Here is a 17,080-nt window from a genome sequence, read left to right as displayed (position 1 = left end):
CAACCATCTCAGGCCTCCCTCGCATGCCAGGCGCGGCCGGTCTCATTGAACAGATGCGATTTCTGGCCGTCGAAGGCGAGCCCGATCCTGTCGCCGACGGCGACGCGACTGTTGCCGGCATCGGAACCGACTATCTGCTGGCCATCGCCCAGCCGCGCGTAGATCAGGGTGCGTTCGCCGAGCCGCTCGAGCACATCGACCACGCCATCGGCATTGCCCTGTCCGGCGGCAACGATACGGACGTCTTCCGAACGGATGCCGAAAGTGTACTTGCCATCGGTCAATTGGCTGGAGGCGATCTCGGTCTGCACCGAGATGCCGTCCGCAAACCTGGCCGTGGCGTTCTCGCCGGATTTGTTGAGCGTCGCATCAACGAAGTTCATCGCCGGCGCACCGACGAACCCTGCGACGAATTTGGTCGCCGGACGCTCGTAGATCTCCATCGGAGTGCCGATCTGATCGATCTTGCGATTGTTCATGACGACGATGCGGTCGGCGAGCGTCATTGCCTCGACCTGGTCGTGGGTGACGAAGATCATCGTCGACTGCAGGCGCTGATGAAGCTGGGCAAGTTCGATGCGGGTGCGGGTGCGCAACGCCGCATCGAGATTGGAGAGCGGCTCGTCGAACAGGAACGCCTTCGGCTCCTTGACGATCGCACGGCCGATGGCGACGCGCTGGCGCTGACCGCCGGAGAGCTGGCCCGGCTTGCGATCGAGCAAATGCGGCATTTCGAGGATGCGGGCGGCTTCGTTGATGCGCGCCTCGATGACCTTGCCTGGAACGCCGATATTCGCAAGCCCGAAGGCCATGTTGGCGCGCACCGTCATATGCGGATAAAGCGCATAGGACTGGAACACCATGGCAATGCCGCGCTTGCCCGGCGGCAGATGATCGATGCGCTCATTGTTGATGGCAATCTCGCCGCTATCGACAGCTTCGAGACCGGCAATCATTCGAAGAAGCGTCGATTTTCCGCAACCGGACGGCCCCAGGAACACGATGAATTCGCGTGCCCTTATGGAGAGCGACAGATGATCCAGCACCGTCATGGCACCGAACTGCTTGCTCACGTTTCTGATCTCGATATCGGCCGTCACGTCGACGCTCCTCCTCAGCGCTTGCGCTTGTCTCGATGATCCGCCTGAACTCAGAGCCTCAGGCGAATGACCTGGTAGGAATAGGCCGGCAGCGACAGGCTCAGCTTGCCGCCGGCGAGTGAGGCGCCCTCACCCTTCCTTGGGCCGACATTGCCTGGGTTCTCGGCCGAATTGACGGCTTTCAGATCGGCGTGCGCCACGACCCGGTGATCGACGATTTCCGCTTCGCCGAAGCCGGTGAGGTCGACCACTGTTTCGATTGCCTCGCTCGAATGGCGGTTGACGGCGAAGAAGGTGACGTGGCCGGTCTTCGTGTCGTGCACGCCGGCAATGTCGACGTAGGCGACGTCGCCCGCAACGGTGGATTTATAGGTCGGGCTTTCCACCTTGAGATCCAGCGCATTGCCGCGGCCGTAGTTAGAAGCAAACAGATAGGGATAAAAAATCGTCTGCCGCCATGCCGGGCCATTCGGAACGGTCATGATCGGCGCGATGACGTTGACCAGTTGTGCCAGGCAGGCGATCTTGACGACATCGGAACGGCGGATGAAGGTGTTGAGGATCAGGCCGACCTGCAGCACATCCTCGAAATTATAGATGTCTTCGAGCAACGGCGGGGCGAATGGCCAGCCGTCGCTGCCGCCGAGGATTTTCTTGTCCTGCTCCTTGGAATGGTACCAGACGTTCCATTCGTCGAACGAGATGTAGAGCTGCTTGTTGGAGCGCTTCTTGGCCTTGATATAGTCGATGACGCCGGCGACCGAGACAATGTAGTCGTCGAGCTTTTCGCTCATGGCGAGATAGTTCGAAGCGTCGTTGGCTTCGTTGTCGAAATACATGTGCAGCGAGATGTAGTCGACCTCGTTGTAGGTATGGTCGAGAACCGTCGCTTCCCATTCAGGGTAGGTCGGCATCTTGGCATTCGAAGAGCCGCAGACCACCAACTCGAGCGACTTGGAGAAGGCGCGCATTGCCTTGGCCGTCTCATGCGCTAAGCGGCCATACTCGTCCGCGGTCTTGTGGCCGATCTGCCAGGGGCCGTCCATTTCATTGCCGAGGCACCAGAGCTTGACGTCGAAGGGCTCCTTGCGGCCATTGGCGATGCGCTTGTCGCTCCATTTACTGCCGCCGGGATGGTTGGCGTACTCCAGAAGGTTGCGGGCTTCGTCAAGGCCGCGCGAGCCGAGATTGACGGCAAGCATCATCTCGGTGTTGGCGGAGGTGCACCAATCGGCAAATTCGTGCAGGCCGACTTCGTTGCTTTCCGACGTATGCCAGGCGAGGTCGAGCCGCACCGGGCGCTCTTCCTTGGGGCCGATGCCGTCTTCCCAATTGTAGGCGGAGACGAAATTGCCGCCGGGATAGCGGACGATCGGAACATTAAGTTCTCTGACGAGATCGATGACGTCCTGACGCATGCCATTGGCATCCGCCGTCGGATGGCCTGGCTCGTAGATGCCGGTATAAACTGCCCGCCCGAGATGCTCGATGAAGGATCCGTAGAGCCTCGGATCGATTTCCGAGACAACATAATGCGGATGTGCCGTAACGGCTGCCTTCATGCATTCCTCCCATCGATATCACAAACGATGATTTAAATCATCTTGCCCGATATCAAAGAGGAACTGGCAGCTCTTCGTCAAGCCAAAATAGCCAAAAGTAGGACAATTAGACGAAGGTTTTGGCTCAGCAGAAAGCCAGTTCATTGAAATTGCTGCGTTATCTTCAGAACCCGGTTTCATGATATCAACCAGTTTTGATCCGGAGCAGGATGTCCTGATCGTAATTTCCAAAGCCCTTGCCGAAAATGTTGATCCCGCCGGGGCGCTTGGCGTCGTCCTTGACGCCGATACGGACGCGGATTGAATGATGGCTCTTCAGATCGAGTGCGGCGAGGCCGGTTTCGGAAATCCTGAGGCCGTCGACATAGGTGCCGTCATTGGCAATTCGCCAGTTCTTGAGCTTGCCGTATTGCGAACCCTTGAGTTTCCACCAGGACGGCGTGAAGACGCCGCGCTTGTCGCCGAAATCCCCCGGCGACGTCCAGGTGCCGACATCGACGCCATTGATCGTCAGCGTGATGTCCGAGGGCCAATCGGCGCTGGTGCCCGGCACTTCCGAAGACAGCTCTATCGCCACTTCGAGCTCGGTGATCTCGGCATTGGCGAGCTTGGCATTATTGGGAAACTGGTATTCGACAAAACCGCGGGTGAACCACAACAGCCCGGCTTTCATACGATCCGGATCGAGGAAAGTGTTCGGTACATCGAGCAAGCCGATGATGCCGTCCGGCGAACAAAGGCCGCAGGGCGCGGTAACCTCGAAGCCGGTGTAAAGCCCGATCGGCATCGACACTTCGATCGCGTCGTTCTTGACCGCACGATATTCGCTCTTGAACACGACGAGCACTTCTTCGGCCGTCGGATAACAGATTTTCTGGCTGCCTTTCTTCGCTTTCAGGTTCTCGGTGCGGATCAGCCCCGCATCCTCCAGCACCTGGATGTTGGTCGAGACGGTCGACTGCGGCAGCGACAGCACGGCGGCGATTTCGTTGACATTCATCGGCCCCTTCTCATGCAGCAGTTTCAGCATCGAGATACGCGCCGAGGAGGCAAGCCCCTTGAGCACGGCAATGCCTTCCTCAGGTTCAATCACCAGAAAATTGCGACTCATGAAATGCCCGGGCCCATGCCAAATCTATATCCGAAATTATCCTGTATATCGGGATATCTGATTTAATCAATGCGCAGGCGAACCCGAGCAATTTGTTAAATCCAGCAGGGCGACGGTCGCGCGGTGGCCCTGCACAGAATTTGTGCAGGAGCCATATGCAGAGTGGACACCTGAACGCCGATCGCCCAATCTAGTCCGGAGCCGAGCCCGGTGATGGCGGCTTGGACATGAAGTGGTTGGACGGGTCGTGACCAAAGGGTGGAAATTATATGATCAGCGACTGGCCTGGGTCCTCGTCGCGCCCGTGCTTTTGCTGCTTACCCTGCTTCTGCTGCTGCCGATCGCGATGATGACTGTCTACACGTTTTTCACCTTCGTTACCGCTGGGGTGGAGTCGGCGGTGCTGACCTTCGACAACTGGAAGGAATTCCTCACCGACAGCTACTATCACGGCTTTCTTTGGAAGACCGTTCGCGTCGGCGCCATCACCGCTGTGATCTGCGCGATCCTTGGCTATTTCCCCGCCTATTTCATCTGGGCCACGACTTTCAAGCACAAATGGCTGCTGCTGTTGCTGCTCATCGTGCCGTTCTGGATCAGCTTCACCATCCGGACATTCTCGTGGATCCATATTCTCGGCGAACAGGGGCTGATCAACGTCGTGCTCATCCGGCTGGGGGTCATCAACGAGCCGTTGCCGATGCTCTACACCGAGGGCGCCGTCATCATGGGGCTGCTGCATTTTCTGCTGCCCTACATGATCCTGAACGTCTATGTCAGCCTGGAGGGCATCGACCGCACCTTGATCGCCGCCGCCCGCTCGATGGGCTGCACCAGCGCACAGGCGTTCCGCGAAGTGACCCTGCCGCTGTCGATTCCGGGGCTGGGCGCCGGACTGTTGCTCTGCTTCGTGCTGGCGGCCGGCTCCTATGTGACGCCGCAATTGCTCGGGGGAAGCCGCGACGCGCTGTTCGGCAACCTGATCTACGACACCATCATGGGGCAGCTCAACTGGCCGATGGGCGCCACGCTTTCCATCGTCCTGTTCGTTCTGCTCGGTGCGGCCGCGGCCGCCTACAGCCGCTATATGGGCCTGTCGCAGATCATGAAGGGTCTCAGTGCATGAGAGCGGAGCATCCCGATCGCGAAGGCAGATGGGCGTGGCGGCTAACCGGCGCGATCACGGTGTGCGTCTATGTCTTCATGTTCGCCCCGATCCTCGCCACGGTCGTGCTTTCCTTCAACGCCTCGATGTTTGGCGGCTTTCCCCTCACCGGCTTCAGCCTGCGCTGGTACGAGAAGCTGCTCACCAACGAGCCGGTCCTCGATGCCTTCCGGACATCGATGTGGATTGCCCTGGTGACGGCAACGGTGACGACGCTGCTCGGCATCATGGCGGCATTGGCGCTGGTGCGCTTCGAGTTCCGTGGCAAGCAGGCGATCAACACGCTTGTCATTCTTCCCGCGCTGGTCCCCGAGACGATACTGGGCGTCGGCCTGCTGGTCATGATCAAAGCCGTCGACCAACCGCGCAGCATGACGCTTCTGGTGCTCGGCCACATTCTGCTCACGCTCCCCTACGTGGTGCTGATCGTTCAGGCGCGCATGGTCGGCATTAAACGTTCCTATGAGGAGGCGGCACTGTCGCTCGGGGCGCCGCGTGTGTCGACATTCCGCGAGATCACGCTGCCGCTGCTCATTCCCGCAGTGCTTGCCAGCGTGCTGCTCGCCTTCACCATCTCGTTCGACAACACCTCGGCCAGCCTGTTCTGGCGACCGGCGGGCGTCGAGACCATGCCGACGCAAATCCTCTCGATGCTGAAGATCTCGATCAGCCCCGAGGTGAACGCGCTGGGCACTGTCATGATCCTTTTGACGGTCGGCATTCCCTTGGCTGGTGGGCTCATCCTGCAAAGCCTCACCTGGTTCAAGGCAGGCAAGTGAAAATGAAAATGGGAGAATGAAAATGAAACTGACAACCACCAAACGACTGGAACGGCTCAACGAACGCTATGCCAATGGCGACATCAGCCGGCGATCATTCCTGACGCTGACGGCCGCCGCTGCCGCCGCCACCGGGCTTTCCATGCCCTGGATGGGACGCGCGCTGGCCGCGGTTTCGGAAGTGCGCTTCGACGGATGGGGCGGCGTGGTGCAGGAGGCGATCGATAAGTACGCGTTCCAGCCCTACACCGCCAAGTCCAAGGTCAAGGTCGTCCAGGGCACCTTTGGCGACGAGAACGAGATCATCACCAAGATCAAGACGTCGAAGCCGGGCGACTTCCAGATCGTCCATTCTTCCGGCGTCAACTACTACATCAAATACGTCAATGGCGGCTTCAACTCGGAGATCAACGAGGCGAACATTCCGAACATGGCGAATGTGCTGACCGCCATGATCGAGCCGTTCCGCAAGATCACGCCGAAGCTGTCGGCAGTGCCATATGATTACGGCACCACCGGCATCGCCTACAACAACAAGGTCATCTCGCCGGAGGAAGCCAAGGAAAACGGCGCCAACCTGCTTACCGACAAGAAATATGCCGGCAAGGTCGGCGGCTACGCCGATATGACGACGCGCGTCTGGTATGCGGCGCTGCAGACGAAACAGGACCCCAACAACATCCAGGACATGGATGCGGTCTGGGCCAAGGTTCGCGAGACCCGCGACCTGGCCAAGAAGTTCTGGAGTTCCGGCGCGGAACTGATGGACCTCCTGTCGCGCAACGAAATCGTCGTTACCGATGCCTGGTCCGGACGCGTCGCCGCCCTGCAGCAGCAGGGCCAGCCGATCGGCTATCTCGACCCCGCCGGCTCATACGCATGGATGGAGGACATGCTGGTGCTCAAGGGATCGCCGATGGCCGAATGCGAGGAACTGATCAACTTCATGCTGGATCCGGCCACGTCGATCGCTGTCGCCGAAGGCCAGAATTATCCACCCTCGCTTGATCCGACCAAGGTGAAGCTGACCGACAAGATCGCAGCGCTTCCGGCCTTCGACCCGACCGGATCGATGAAGTCGCTGACCTTCGCCGATCCGCTCTACTGGGCGAAGAACGAAGACGCCTGGACCAAGCAATGGGACAGGGTGTCGAAAGGTGCATGACGATAACAGCCACGATCAGCCCCGGCCGGCATCGGCCGGGGCTGATCGCGACCCGCTCGCTCGGGGCGAAAGCCAGCCGACAGGAAAGCCTGCGGTCGAGTTTCGCGACATCGATATTTTCTACGGCAAGTTCGCCGCCGTGCGCGATTTTTCACTGGCGATCCGCAAGGGCAGTTTCGTCACCTTGCTGGGGCCGTCCGGATGCGGCAAGACCACGATCCTGCGATCGATCGCCGGCCTGGTGGATATCACCAGCGGGCAGATCTCGATCGGCGGAAAGCGCGTCGACGACATCCCGATCTACAAGCGCAACATCGGCCTGGTGTTCCAGAACTACGCGCTCTTTCCACACAAGAACGTCTTCGACAACGTCGCATTCGGGCTGAAATACCGGAACGTGCCGAAACCGGAAATCGTGCGCCGGGTCAAGAAGGCGCTGGATATGGTGCGGCTGCCCGGCAGTGAGACAAAGCTGCCGTCACAGCTCTCGGGCGGCCAGCAGCAACGCATCGCACTGGCCCGCGCCATCGTCTTCGAACCGGAAGTGCTGCTGCTAGACGAGCCCTTGTCGGCGCTCGACGCCAATATGCGCGAGGACATGCGCGTCGAGATCAAGAAAATCCAGCGGGAGACGGGCATCACCGCCATCTTTGTGACGCACGACCAGGAAGAAGCCTTGTCGATGTCCGACCGCATCGTCGTGATGAACGCCGGCCTGATCGAGCAGATCGGTTCCCCGGCGCAGGTCTACGACCAGCCGGCCACCGCATTCGTCGCCAATTTCCTGGGTAAGGCCAACATGCTGCCCGGCAGCGTGACGGCGATGGACGGCAACATGGCAACGATCGCGCTGGCCAGCGGCCATGTCGTAAAGGCGGCCGCACCGAAGGCGCTCACGGCCGGCAGCGCGATCACCGTCGTCGTTCGCCCGCAGAAGCTTACCGTCGGCACCGCCGGTGCTGCCAACAGGCTGTCGGGACGAATAGTCTCGACCTCCTATCTCGGCGGCAATGCGGTCTACGAGATCGACATCGGCGCTGGCACGCCGTTGCGCGCCAACACGCTGATCGACGGCCAGCCGCTGCGTGAAGGCGAAACGGTCGATGTCTGCTTCGACCCGCTGGGTTGCGTGCTTCTCGACGCGCAAGGCGTACGTATCGCGTAGCGACGAGGCGCTGAGCCGTTCAGTCTTTCGCGTCACCCCTTGGCCCGAGAAACCGCGCATAGACCTCACCGACAATACCGCGCCGGAAAACCAGCACGCAGACCATGAAGGTCAGGCCGGTGGCGATGGTCACCGGAAAATTCGAGGTAGCGAGCGTGTTTTCCAGGCCGACGACCAGACTGGCGCCGATGATCGGCCCGACCATGGTGCCGATGCCGCCGAGGAGCGTCATCAGGATCACCTCGCCCGACATCTGCCAGGTGACGTCGGTGAGCGTGGCAAACTGAAAAACGATCGCCTTGAGCGCGCCCGCCAGCCCGGCCAATGTTGCCGACATGACGAAAGCCGCCAGCTTGTAGTTGGCGACGGAATAGCCAAGCGAAATTGCCCGGCTCTCGTTTTCGCGGATGGAACGCAGGATCATGCCGAAAGGCGAGTTGATGATGCGCCAGATGGCGAACACGCCGATCAGGAAGACCGCCAGAACGAAATAGTAGATGTTCATCGAGACGTTCAGGTCGAGCATTCCAAACAGCCTGCCGCGCGGCACGCCCTGGATGCCGTCCTCACCTCCGGTGAACGGCGCCTGCACGCAGAAGAAGAAGAACATCTGCGACAGCGCCAGCGTGATCATGGCGAAATAGATGCCTTGCCGGCGGATGGCAAAGAAGCCCATCACAAGGCCAAGCAGCGCGGCACCCAGGACGCCGAGCAGGATGCCCGCTTCCGGCGGCCAGCCCCAGACCTTGACCGCATATGCGCTGAAGTAGGCTGCCCCGCCGAAGAACGTCGCATGGCCGAAGGACAACAACCCGGTGTAGCCGAGCAGAAGGTTGAACGCGCAGGCAAACAGCGCAAAGCACAGCATTTTCATCAGGAAGATCGGATAGACGAAGAAAGGCGCCACCAGCAGCGCCAGGATGCCGAGCCCCACCAGCGTCCATTCAAGCCATACCGAACTTTTGGCGCGCGTCTCGCGAAGTGAGAGTTCGGCCATCTCAGACGTCCCTTCCGAACAGGCCGGCTGGCCGGACCAGAAGCACGATCGCCATGATGACGAAGACCACCAGATTGGAGGCTTCGGGATAGAAAACCTTGGTCAGGCCTTCGGCGAGCCCAAGCATGTAACCGGTAACGATCGCCCCGAGGATCGATCCCATGCCGCCGACCACGACAACGGCGAACACGACGATGATGAGATCAGATCCCATCAGCGGGCTTACCTGATAGATCGGCGCGGCGAGAACGCCGGCGAGACCGGCAAGAGCGCAGCCGAGGCCGTAGGTAAGGGTCAGCAGCAACGGCACGTTGACGCCGAAAGCCTGGACCAGGCGGGGGTTCTCCGTTGCCGCGCGCAGATAGGAGCCCAGCTTGGTCTTCTCGATCAGCACCCAGGTGCCGAAACAGACGATCATCGAGGCGACCACCACCCAGCCGCGGTAATTTGGCAGGAACATGAAGCCGAGATTGGTGCCGCCGGACAGCAGCGGCGGCACGGAATAAGGACTTCCCGATACCCCATAGTAGTACCGGAACACGCCTTCGAGCACGAGCGCGAGGCCAAAGGTGAAAAGTAGACCGTAAAGCGGGTCGATATCGTAAAGCCGCGACAGCGCCAGGCGCTCGACCACGACACCGAAGCCGCCGACGATCAGCGGCGACAGGATCAGAGCCGGCCAATAGCCGATGCCGAACCGGGTGAGCAGCAGATAGCCGATGAAGGCGCCGAGCATATAGAGCGCGCCGTGAGCGAAATTGATGACGCGCAACAGGCCGAATATGACAGCCAGGCCGAGGCTCAACATGGCGTAGAAAGAGCCGTTGATGAGGCCGACCAGCAATTGGCCGAGGAATGCCTGAACGGGTATTCCGAAGATCATCGTCATGGCGCCATCATACACCCAGCACTTCATGCAGCAGCGTCATGCGATCAGGCAGTTCGCCGACCGGAAAGCCCGACACTACCTTGCCGTGCTCCATCAGATAGAAACGATCGGTGACACGGCTGGCAAAGCGGAAATTCTGCTCGACCAGCAGGATTGTCATGCCGCGCTTTTTCATCGTCGCCAGCAGATCGCCGATGCGCTGCACGATAACGGGAGCCAGTCCCTCGGTCGGTTCATCGAGAAGCAGCATTTTCACGCCGGTCCGCAGCATGCGCGCGATCGCCAGCATCTGCTGTTCGCCGCCCGACAGCCTGGTGCCGGGGCTGTTGCGGCGCTCCTTCAGATTGGGGAAGAGATCGAATATTTCCTCCACGCTCATGCCGCCCTCGGCTACGATCGGCGGCAGGACCAGATTCTCGTCCACGGTCAGCGTCGCGAAGATGCCGCGTTCCTCCGGCACCAGGCCAATGCCTTGATGCGCCGTCCGGTGCAGTGGCAGGGGCATCAGATCCTTGCCGTCGAAAGCGATCTGGCCGGTCCGCTGGCGGATCAGCCCGATGATGGCGCGCAATGTCGTGGTCTTGCCGACGCCGTTGCGGCCCAGCAATGTCACCGTTTCACCTGGAAAGACCTCCAGATCGACGCCGTGAAGCGCGTGGCTTTCGCCATACCAGGCGTTGAGGCCGCGGACTGCAAGAAGAGGCGCGGCGTCACTCATCGGCGGTGCCCATATAGGCGATCCTCACCCGTTCGTCGCGACTGACCGTGGCATAGTCGCCGGCGGCAAGGATTTCGCCGCGCTGCATGACGGTTATCCAGTCGCAAAGATCGGCTACAACAGTCAGATTGTGCTCGACCATCAGCACGGCGCGATCCCTGGCGACCGAGCGGATGATGTCTGAAACCGTGCGCACATCCTCTTGCCCCATGCCGGCCATCGGTTCGTCGAGCAGCAGCACTTTCGGATCGAGGGCCAGCGTCGTGGCGATCTCGAGCACGCGTTTCCTGCCATAGGAGAGATCGGCGGCGGGCCTGTTCTTGGCATCGTCGAGGCCGACAGACCGCAAAAGCTCCTCGGCGCGCGGCGTCAATCGATCGAGCGCTGCCAGCGAGCGCCAGAACTGAACGCTGAGCCCGCCCGGCCGCTGCAATGCAACGCGCACATTGTCGAGCACGCTGAGATGCGGAAACACCGCCGATATCTGGAACGAGCGCACCAGGCCCATCCGCGCGACCTTGGCCGGCGACGTGCGGGTGATGTCGTGGCCGAGCAGTTCGATCCTGCCGCTCGTCGGCGGCAGGAACTTGGTAAGCAGGTTGAAGACGGTGGTCTTGCCGGCGCCGTTGGGCCCGATCAGCGCGTGGATGTTGCCATGGTAGAGGTCGAGATCGACATTCCTGACCGCGACGAAACCGGCGAAGTCGCGCCGCAGGCCCCGGGCGGAAAGCACCACCCGCGGCCCATTCGGTTCGGGCGGCGCCATCGGCCCGCCAATCACTCGCTGGCCGTAGGACAGCCGCTTTCCTTGGGGCTCAGGAACGCCTCGTTACCGGGGATCGTGGCAAGGGGTTTGTAATAGTCCCATTCCTTGGTGCTCTCGCTCGGCGACTTGACCTGATAAAGATACATATCGTGGACCATGTTGCCGTCGGACTGCACTTTGCCGTTCGCCGTAAAGACGTCGTTCACCGGCATCGAATGCAATTCCTTGGCGACGGCTTCAGTCGCGTCGGTGCCGGCCTTGTCGATCGCCTTCAGATACTGCGTCACTGCCGAGTAGGTGGCGACCTGGATCATGTTCGGCATGCGGTTGGTGCGCTTGAAAAACTGCTGGGCGAACTCGCGGCTCTTGTCATCGCGATCCCAGTAGAAGCCTTCGGTCAGCACCACGCCTTGCGCTGCCTCGAGGCCGAGCCCATGCACCTCGGCCAGCGTGAACAGAAGCGCTGCAAGCCGCTGACCGCCCTGCACGATACCGAACTCGGCCGCCTGCTTGATCGAGTTGGAGGTGTCGAGGCCGGCGTTCGCCAGCCCGACGACCTTGGCGCCCGACGATTGCGCCTGCAGCAGGAAGGATGAATAATCGGTCGAGCCGAGCGGATAGCGCACCTCGCCAACCACCTTGCCGCCATGGCTCTCGACGAACTTGGCGGTCTGCTCCTTGAGCGAATAGCCGAATGCATAATCGACGGTGACGAAGAACCAGCTGTCGCCGCCTTGCTGGACAAGAGCGCCACCGGTTCCTACCGCCTGCGAATGCGTGTCATAGGCCCAGTGGAAGCCATAGGGCGAGCATTGTTTGCCGGTCAGCTCGGTGGTTGCGGCGCCGGTGACGATGTCGATTTTCTTCTTTTCCTTGGAAATCCCCTGGACGGCCAGCGCCACCGAGGAGGTGGTCAGTTCCATGATGGAATCGACCTGTTCGGTATCATACCACTGCCGCGCAATGTTGGAGGCGATGTCCGGCTTGTTCTGGTGGTCGGCGCTGACGATCTCGATCGGCGCGCCTTGTGCCTTGCCGCCGAAATCCTCGACCGCCATCTTGGCGGCCTCGACCGACCACTTGCCGCCGAAATCGGCATAGACGCCCGACTGGTCGTTGAGAATGCCGATCTTGACCTTGCCGTCAGAAATCTCGGCGGCTGCGGCAGGCATCGCAGTCGCTGCAAGAAGCGCGGCCGAGGCCAGGTACGATATCTTCATTGGTGACTTCCTCCCTTATGGTCGACAACCGAGCAACATGTCGGCGGCTGCCTGCTGCGGCACGAAGAGTGGCCTCCCATATTCCGTCCTCTCCGGCGGAAAATCGCAGCGCTGTACGGCCGCCTATGCCCGTCCCTCAAATCGTAGCATCGCGCGGCAACGCGAGAACAGTTACTTTAGTATTAGGCTCGCGGTGCCCATGCCGCGGACGTCGAAGCGCAACATAGGGCCGGATCGTGCAGGGTCCAGATGGCGTCTGATCTCTCTGAAGCCGACGTGCCGTGATGAAATCCCGGCCCGAGCGGTCGTGATCAGATGATGCAGCTGAACGAGAAACGTGTGTTCTCAACCGCCGGCTGGATGATGGCATGCAACCAGGCGGCCATCGCCGATGCTTTGAAGAAGCGGACGCTCGCTGCGGCAGAGGGAGGTGGCGGCTGGGCAGCGGGTGTGGAACCGGCATCCCGAAGGTGGGTTCATCGGGCCGGGCAGGTCGCCCTTGAGTACCAACCGCCCGCGCCGCGCCCGGTCGATGCTGGGTATCGGAACGGCGGAACGCAGCGCCGCGGTGTAATGGTGTCTGGGCGCCGCAAAGACCTCGTCGGTCGGCCCACTCTCCACGATCGATCCCAGATACATTACCGCCACACGGCTCGAGATCTGACGCACCACGGAAAGGTCGTGAGCGATGAACACATAGGTCAGGTTGAACTCCTCGCGCAGATCGGCGAGCAGATTGACGATCTGCGCCTGGATCGACACGTCGAGCGCCGAGACCGGCTCATCGGCCACGATAAGCCGTGGCCGCAGCGCCAGCGCACGGGCGATGCCGATACGCTGGCGCTGGCCGCCGGAGAATTCGTGCGGATAGCGCGATGCGTGCTGGGGCGACAAGTCGACCCGGCGCAGAAGGTCGGCCACGCGATCCGCCATTTCCGATGCCGAGAGGCGTTCATGGATACGGAATGGATCGGCCAGCAGATCGCCGACCCGCCGGCGCGGATTGAGCGAAGCGCTGGGATCCTGAAAGACCATCTGCATCTGCCGCCGCAACGGACGAAGCTGGCGCTGGGAGGCATCGCTGATGTCGCGGCCCTCGAATTCCAGCGACCCCGAGCTGATTTCGGTCAGACGCACCAGACACCGGCCAAGCGTGGATTTGCCGCAACCGGACTCACCGACGATGCCGAGCGTTTCCCCGGGCCAGATGTCGAGAGACACCTTATCGACCGCATGTACGGTCCGGCGCTGTGCCGGGAAGATCGAGCGGCCGACGCTATAACGTTTCGACAGATCGCCGGCGCGAAGCAGCGGGCGCGGCACGGCATTCATCGTTGCATCTCCACGCCGCCAGCCTTCTGGACAGCGAATTGTCTGCGCGTGGACTCCGGCAACACGCAGGCGGCGCGATGGCTCTCGCCTTGCATGATCGGCAGCTGGACCAGACAGGCGTCGTGGCGAAAGGCACACCGGGGGCCGAAGGCGCAGCCTTTCGGCAGGTTGGAGAGCGAGGGCGGAATCCCCGGGATAGCGGCAAGCCGGGCCGGACGTGGTCCCTCCATCGGCGGGATCGAGCCGAACAAGCCCCATGTGTAGGGATGCAGCGGCGCCCGGAACACGCTGCTCTTGCCGCCCTCCTCGACAAAGCGTCCGCCATACATCACCAGCACCCGGTCCGCGACTTCGGCAACGACGCCAAGATCATGCGTGACCAGGATCACCGCCGAGCCGAACTGGTCGCGCAATCGTCCGATCAGCTCGAGGATCTGCGCCTGCACGGTAACATCGAGGGCTGTGGTCGGTTCATCCGCGACGAGCAGCGCCGGGTTGCAGGAGAGTGCCATGGCAATCACCGCGCGCTGGCGCATGCCGCCGGAAAGCTGGTGCGGGTAGCTGTCGACGACCCGATCCGGATTTGCGATGCCGACCGCATCCAGCAATTGCACGGCCCGCGCCCGCGCGGCTTTCGCCGACACTTTTTCATGCGCGCGCACCTGCTCGCCGATCTGGTTGCCGATCGTATGCACAGGAGTGAGCGCCGACATCGGATCCTGGAAGATCATCGCGATCTGGCGGCCGCGAATGGCATCGAGCGCACGCCGGCTGAGCCCGATCAGCTCCTGTCCCATGAAACGGATGGAACCGGAGACGATAGCGTTGGGGCTGTCGATCAGCCCCATGATGGCGAGCAAGGTCTGGCTTTTGCCCGAACCGGATTCGCCGACCACCCCGATGATCTCGCGCTGCTCGACGGCAAACGAGACGCCTCCCACCGCCCGCACCAGGCCCTCGTCGCTGCGGAAGGAGACGGTGAGGTCCTTGACCACCAGAAGAGGAGCATCAGCCGACATTGCGTGCCCTCGGGTCGATGATGACGAAGACGACGTCGACGATGAAGTTTGCCATCACCACGAAGAAGGCGGCGTAGATCACCGTGGCCAGGATCATCGGCAGATCGAGGGTCTGCAGTGCCTCATAGGTCAGTTTCCCGACACCCTGCAATCCGAAGACCACTTCGGTCAACAGTGCGCCGCCGCCGACCAGGGCACCAAAATCGAGGCCGAACATGGTAACGAACGCGACCAGCGAGGTCCTGAGGCCATGATGCAGCAACACCCGGCGCTCGCCGATCCCCTTGGCCCGGGCGGTGCGGATGAAATCCTCCTGCATCATCTCGATCAGGCTTGCGCGCAGCACCCGTCCATAGAGGCCGACATAGAGGGTTGCCAGCGTGAACCACGGAATGACGAGCGCCTTGAACCAGCCCCAGGGATTCTCGGTCAGGGGGATGTAGCCGAGCGGAGGAACCCAGGAAAACAGCCAGCTGTCGTGCCAGCGGCTTTGTGTCAGCAGGTTGGCGACCTCGCCCAGCCAGAAGACCGGGATCGACACGCCGACCAGGCTCAGGATCATCAGCGCGCGATCAACGAATGTACCGCGCGTTGCGCCTGCGATCACCCCGACAATCAGTCCACCCAGCACCCACAGCACTGCCGCGCCGCCGACCAGCGACAGCGTCACCGGAATGGCGCTTATCACGGTCGGGATGACGCGCTGCCCGCGATTGACGAAGGAGGTGAGATCACGGCTGACAAAAAGCCGGTTCATCATCAGCCCATATTGCACAGGCAATGGCCGGTCGAGACCGAAATCGTGGCGCACCTGGATCAACGTCTCTTGCGAAGCATTGCGGCCGGCAATGCGCGCCGACGGATCGGCGCCCGGCGTCGCAAAGAAAATCAGGAAAGCAACGACACTTATGCCGAACATGACCAGCACCATCTGGCCAAGCCGGAAGCCGAGCGCGGCAACCACTAGACGCCCCTCGGCGAGGATTTCGGATCGAGCGCGTCGCGTACGCTGTCGCCCAGAATGTTGAGGGCCAGGACCGTGATGACGATGGCCAGCCCCGGCGCCAGTGCAACGACCGGCCGCGAATAGAGCAGGCCCTGGCCGTCCTGGATGATGGTGCCCCAGCTGGCATCCGGCGGCTGCACGCCGATCGACAGGAACGACAGCGAGGATTCCGTCATCATGTTGAGCGCCAGGATCAACGGCACGAAAACGATGATCCGGGTCACCACATTGGGCATGATGTCGCGCAAAAGGATGCGCCAGGGCGACGCGCCCAGGCCGATCGCAGCGGTCACGAATTCGGCATGCATCAAGGTCAGGACATGGCCACGGATCGGCCGCGCCACATAGGGCACATAGACGATGCCGATGATGAAGACCGGTAGCCACAGGCTGCCGGAGCGGATTTCGAATGGACCGATCTGGATACTCTGCGCAATCAGCACGATCGACAGCGAGATCGCCAGCAGGAAAATCGGGAAGGCCCAGAGCACGTCGAGAATGCGCGACAGGCCGATGTCGACGATGCCACCGAAGAACCCGGAGACGACCCCCAGAAACGTCGCGAGGACGAGACACAGCGCGGCTGCAGCACCCGAGATCAACAGCGAATCCCGTCCGCCGTAAAGCAGCCGCGCCGCGACGTCGCGGCCCTGGTTGTCGGCTCCGAGCAGGTAGGGACCGATGCGCCACGTCGGCCCGATCGGCGTCATGCCGAGGCCAAGGCCTTCTGTGGAGGGCTGCAGCACCGGCTGGGTCACCCCATCGACGACGACCTCGCCATTGAGATTGGTCACAAATGGATCGGTGCCGGAGACGTACCGCGCATAAAGCGGCGCCGCGAGCGAGGCGATCACGACGACGACGAGCACGGCGAATGCCGATATTGCCGAACGATCGCCTTTCAGCTTGCGCCATGCCGTGCGCCACGGGCCATCGGTGGCCCGGCGAACCGAGATGGCGGGCTGATCCGCAATGACATTGACCATGAACAGGATTGCCTAGGAAAAATCTCGGCCTGAAAGATGCGCTGATCCGCCGGAAAAGGAAATGCGACGGAGAGCCGGCGGCGCTCCGTCGCATTGGCTC

Annotated in this window: 17 protein-coding genes; 4 read left to right on the top strand and 13 right to left on the bottom strand. The window is 61.5% G+C overall.

What is annotated here, in order from left to right; all coding sequences use genetic code 11:
* Positions 1-8: 8 nt before the first annotated feature.
* Genes NKH05_RS14070 through NKH05_RS14055 form a run of 4 tightly spaced genes read right to left on the bottom strand, consistent with a single transcriptional unit; the run spans position 9 to position 3,773 of the window.
* The gene (locus NKH05_RS14070) at positions 9-1,100 is read right to left on the bottom strand and encodes an ABC transporter ATP-binding protein (RefSeq protein ID WP_352589459.1); all 1,092 of its coding nucleotides are present in this window, start codon (positions 1,098-1,100) and stop codon (positions 9-11) included.
* Between the two features lie 50 nt (positions 1,101-1,150).
* Complete coding sequence (gene arfA / locus NKH05_RS14065; RefSeq protein WP_352855762.1) at positions 1,151-2,662, bottom strand: arabinosylfuranosidase ArfA; 1,512 nt, start codon at positions 2,660-2,662, stop codon at positions 1,151-1,153.
* 18 nt (positions 2,663-2,680) lie between these two features.
* A complete protein-coding gene (locus tag NKH05_RS14060) occupies positions 2,681-2,842 on the bottom strand; it encodes a hypothetical protein (protein WP_156948152.1) in 162 nt (53 codons plus the stop codon).
* 4 nt (positions 2,843-2,846) lie between these two features.
* Positions 2,847-3,773 (bottom strand): ArsR/SmtB family transcription factor, encoded by a 927-nt coding sequence (locus NKH05_RS14055; RefSeq protein ID WP_352494491.1) that lies wholly within the window; start codon positions 3,771-3,773, stop codon positions 2,847-2,849.
* A 247-nt stretch (positions 3,774-4,020) separates the two neighbouring features.
* Here NKH05_RS14055 and NKH05_RS14050 point away from each other — a divergent pair, with 247 nt between their 5' ends.
* The 4 genes from NKH05_RS14050 to NKH05_RS14035 are packed head-to-tail and all read left to right on the top strand — an operon-like array spanning position 4,021 to position 8,047.
* Positions 4,021-4,899 (top strand): ABC transporter permease, encoded by an 879-nt coding sequence (locus NKH05_RS14050; RefSeq protein ID WP_023718528.1) that lies wholly within the window; start codon positions 4,021-4,023, stop codon positions 4,897-4,899.
* Complete coding sequence (locus NKH05_RS14045; protein ID WP_352855578.1) at positions 4,896-5,717, top strand: ABC transporter permease; 822 nt, start codon at positions 4,896-4,898, stop codon at positions 5,715-5,717. The genes NKH05_RS14050 and NKH05_RS14045 overlap by 4 nt, the downstream gene beginning before the upstream one ends.
* Positions 5,718-5,739: 22 nt before the next feature.
* Positions 5,740-6,882 (top strand): extracellular solute-binding protein, encoded by a 1,143-nt coding sequence (locus NKH05_RS14040; protein WP_353025575.1) that lies wholly within the window; start codon positions 5,740-5,742, stop codon positions 6,880-6,882.
* A complete protein-coding gene (locus NKH05_RS14035; protein WP_023718531.1) occupies positions 6,875-8,047 on the top strand; it encodes an ABC transporter ATP-binding protein in 1,173 nt (390 codons plus the stop codon). Before NKH05_RS14040 ends, NKH05_RS14035 begins: the two co-directional genes overlap by 8 nt.
* A gap of 19 nt (positions 8,048-8,066) precedes the next feature.
* Here the strand turns inward: NKH05_RS14035 and NKH05_RS14030 are convergent, their stop codons facing one another.
* From NKH05_RS14030 to NKH05_RS13990, 9 genes are all read right to left on the bottom strand, one after another.
* Positions 8,067-9,044, bottom strand: a complete 978-nt coding sequence (locus tag NKH05_RS14030; RefSeq protein WP_352855580.1) for a branched-chain amino acid ABC transporter permease — start codon at positions 9,042-9,044, stop codon at positions 8,067-8,069.
* A 1-nt stretch (position 9,045) separates the two neighbouring features.
* Positions 9,046-9,933, bottom strand: a complete 888-nt coding sequence (locus NKH05_RS14025) for a branched-chain amino acid ABC transporter permease (RefSeq protein ID WP_031193840.1) — start codon at positions 9,931-9,933, stop codon at positions 9,046-9,048.
* 7 nt (positions 9,934-9,940) lie between these two features.
* Entirely contained in the window at positions 9,941-10,651 is a 711-nt protein-coding gene (locus NKH05_RS14020) for an ABC transporter ATP-binding protein (RefSeq protein ID WP_352484605.1), read from the bottom strand.
* Positions 10,644-11,417, bottom strand: coding sequence for an ABC transporter ATP-binding protein (locus NKH05_RS14015; protein ID WP_023718535.1), 774 nt, complete (start codon positions 11,415-11,417; stop codon positions 10,644-10,646). The genes NKH05_RS14020 and NKH05_RS14015 overlap by 8 nt, the downstream gene beginning before the upstream one ends.
* 11 nt (positions 11,418-11,428) lie before the next feature.
* Positions 11,429-12,637, bottom strand: coding sequence for an ABC transporter substrate-binding protein (locus tag NKH05_RS14010; protein WP_352484604.1), 1,209 nt, complete (start codon positions 12,635-12,637; stop codon positions 11,429-11,431).
* Positions 12,638-12,982: 345 nt separating this feature from the next.
* Positions 12,983-13,969, bottom strand: coding sequence for an ABC transporter ATP-binding protein (locus NKH05_RS14005; protein ID WP_023718538.1), 987 nt, complete (start codon positions 13,967-13,969; stop codon positions 12,983-12,985).
* Positions 13,966-14,988 (bottom strand): ABC transporter ATP-binding protein, encoded by a 1,023-nt coding sequence (locus tag NKH05_RS14000; protein WP_352494495.1) that lies wholly within the window; start codon positions 14,986-14,988, stop codon positions 13,966-13,968. Before NKH05_RS14000 ends, NKH05_RS14005 begins: the two co-directional genes overlap by 4 nt.
* Positions 14,978-15,952 carry an ABC transporter permease gene (locus NKH05_RS13995; RefSeq protein WP_023718540.1) on the bottom strand — a complete coding sequence of 325 codons (975 nt, stop codon included), beginning with the start codon at positions 15,950-15,952 and terminating at the stop codon, positions 14,978-14,980. The genes NKH05_RS14000 and NKH05_RS13995 overlap by 11 nt, the downstream gene beginning before the upstream one ends.
* Positions 15,952-16,980 carry an ABC transporter permease gene (locus NKH05_RS13990; protein WP_023718541.1) on the bottom strand — a complete coding sequence of 343 codons (1,029 nt, stop codon included), beginning with the start codon at positions 16,978-16,980 and terminating at the stop codon, positions 15,952-15,954. The genes NKH05_RS13995 and NKH05_RS13990 overlap by 1 nt, the downstream gene beginning before the upstream one ends.
* Positions 16,981-17,080 lie beyond the last annotated feature (100 nt).

Source organism: Mesorhizobium sp. M1399, assembly GCF_040317735.1.
Taxonomy (GTDB): Bacteria; Pseudomonadota; Alphaproteobacteria; order Rhizobiales; family Rhizobiaceae; genus Mesorhizobium.
This window is presented reverse-complemented; position numbering and strand designations above follow the sequence as displayed.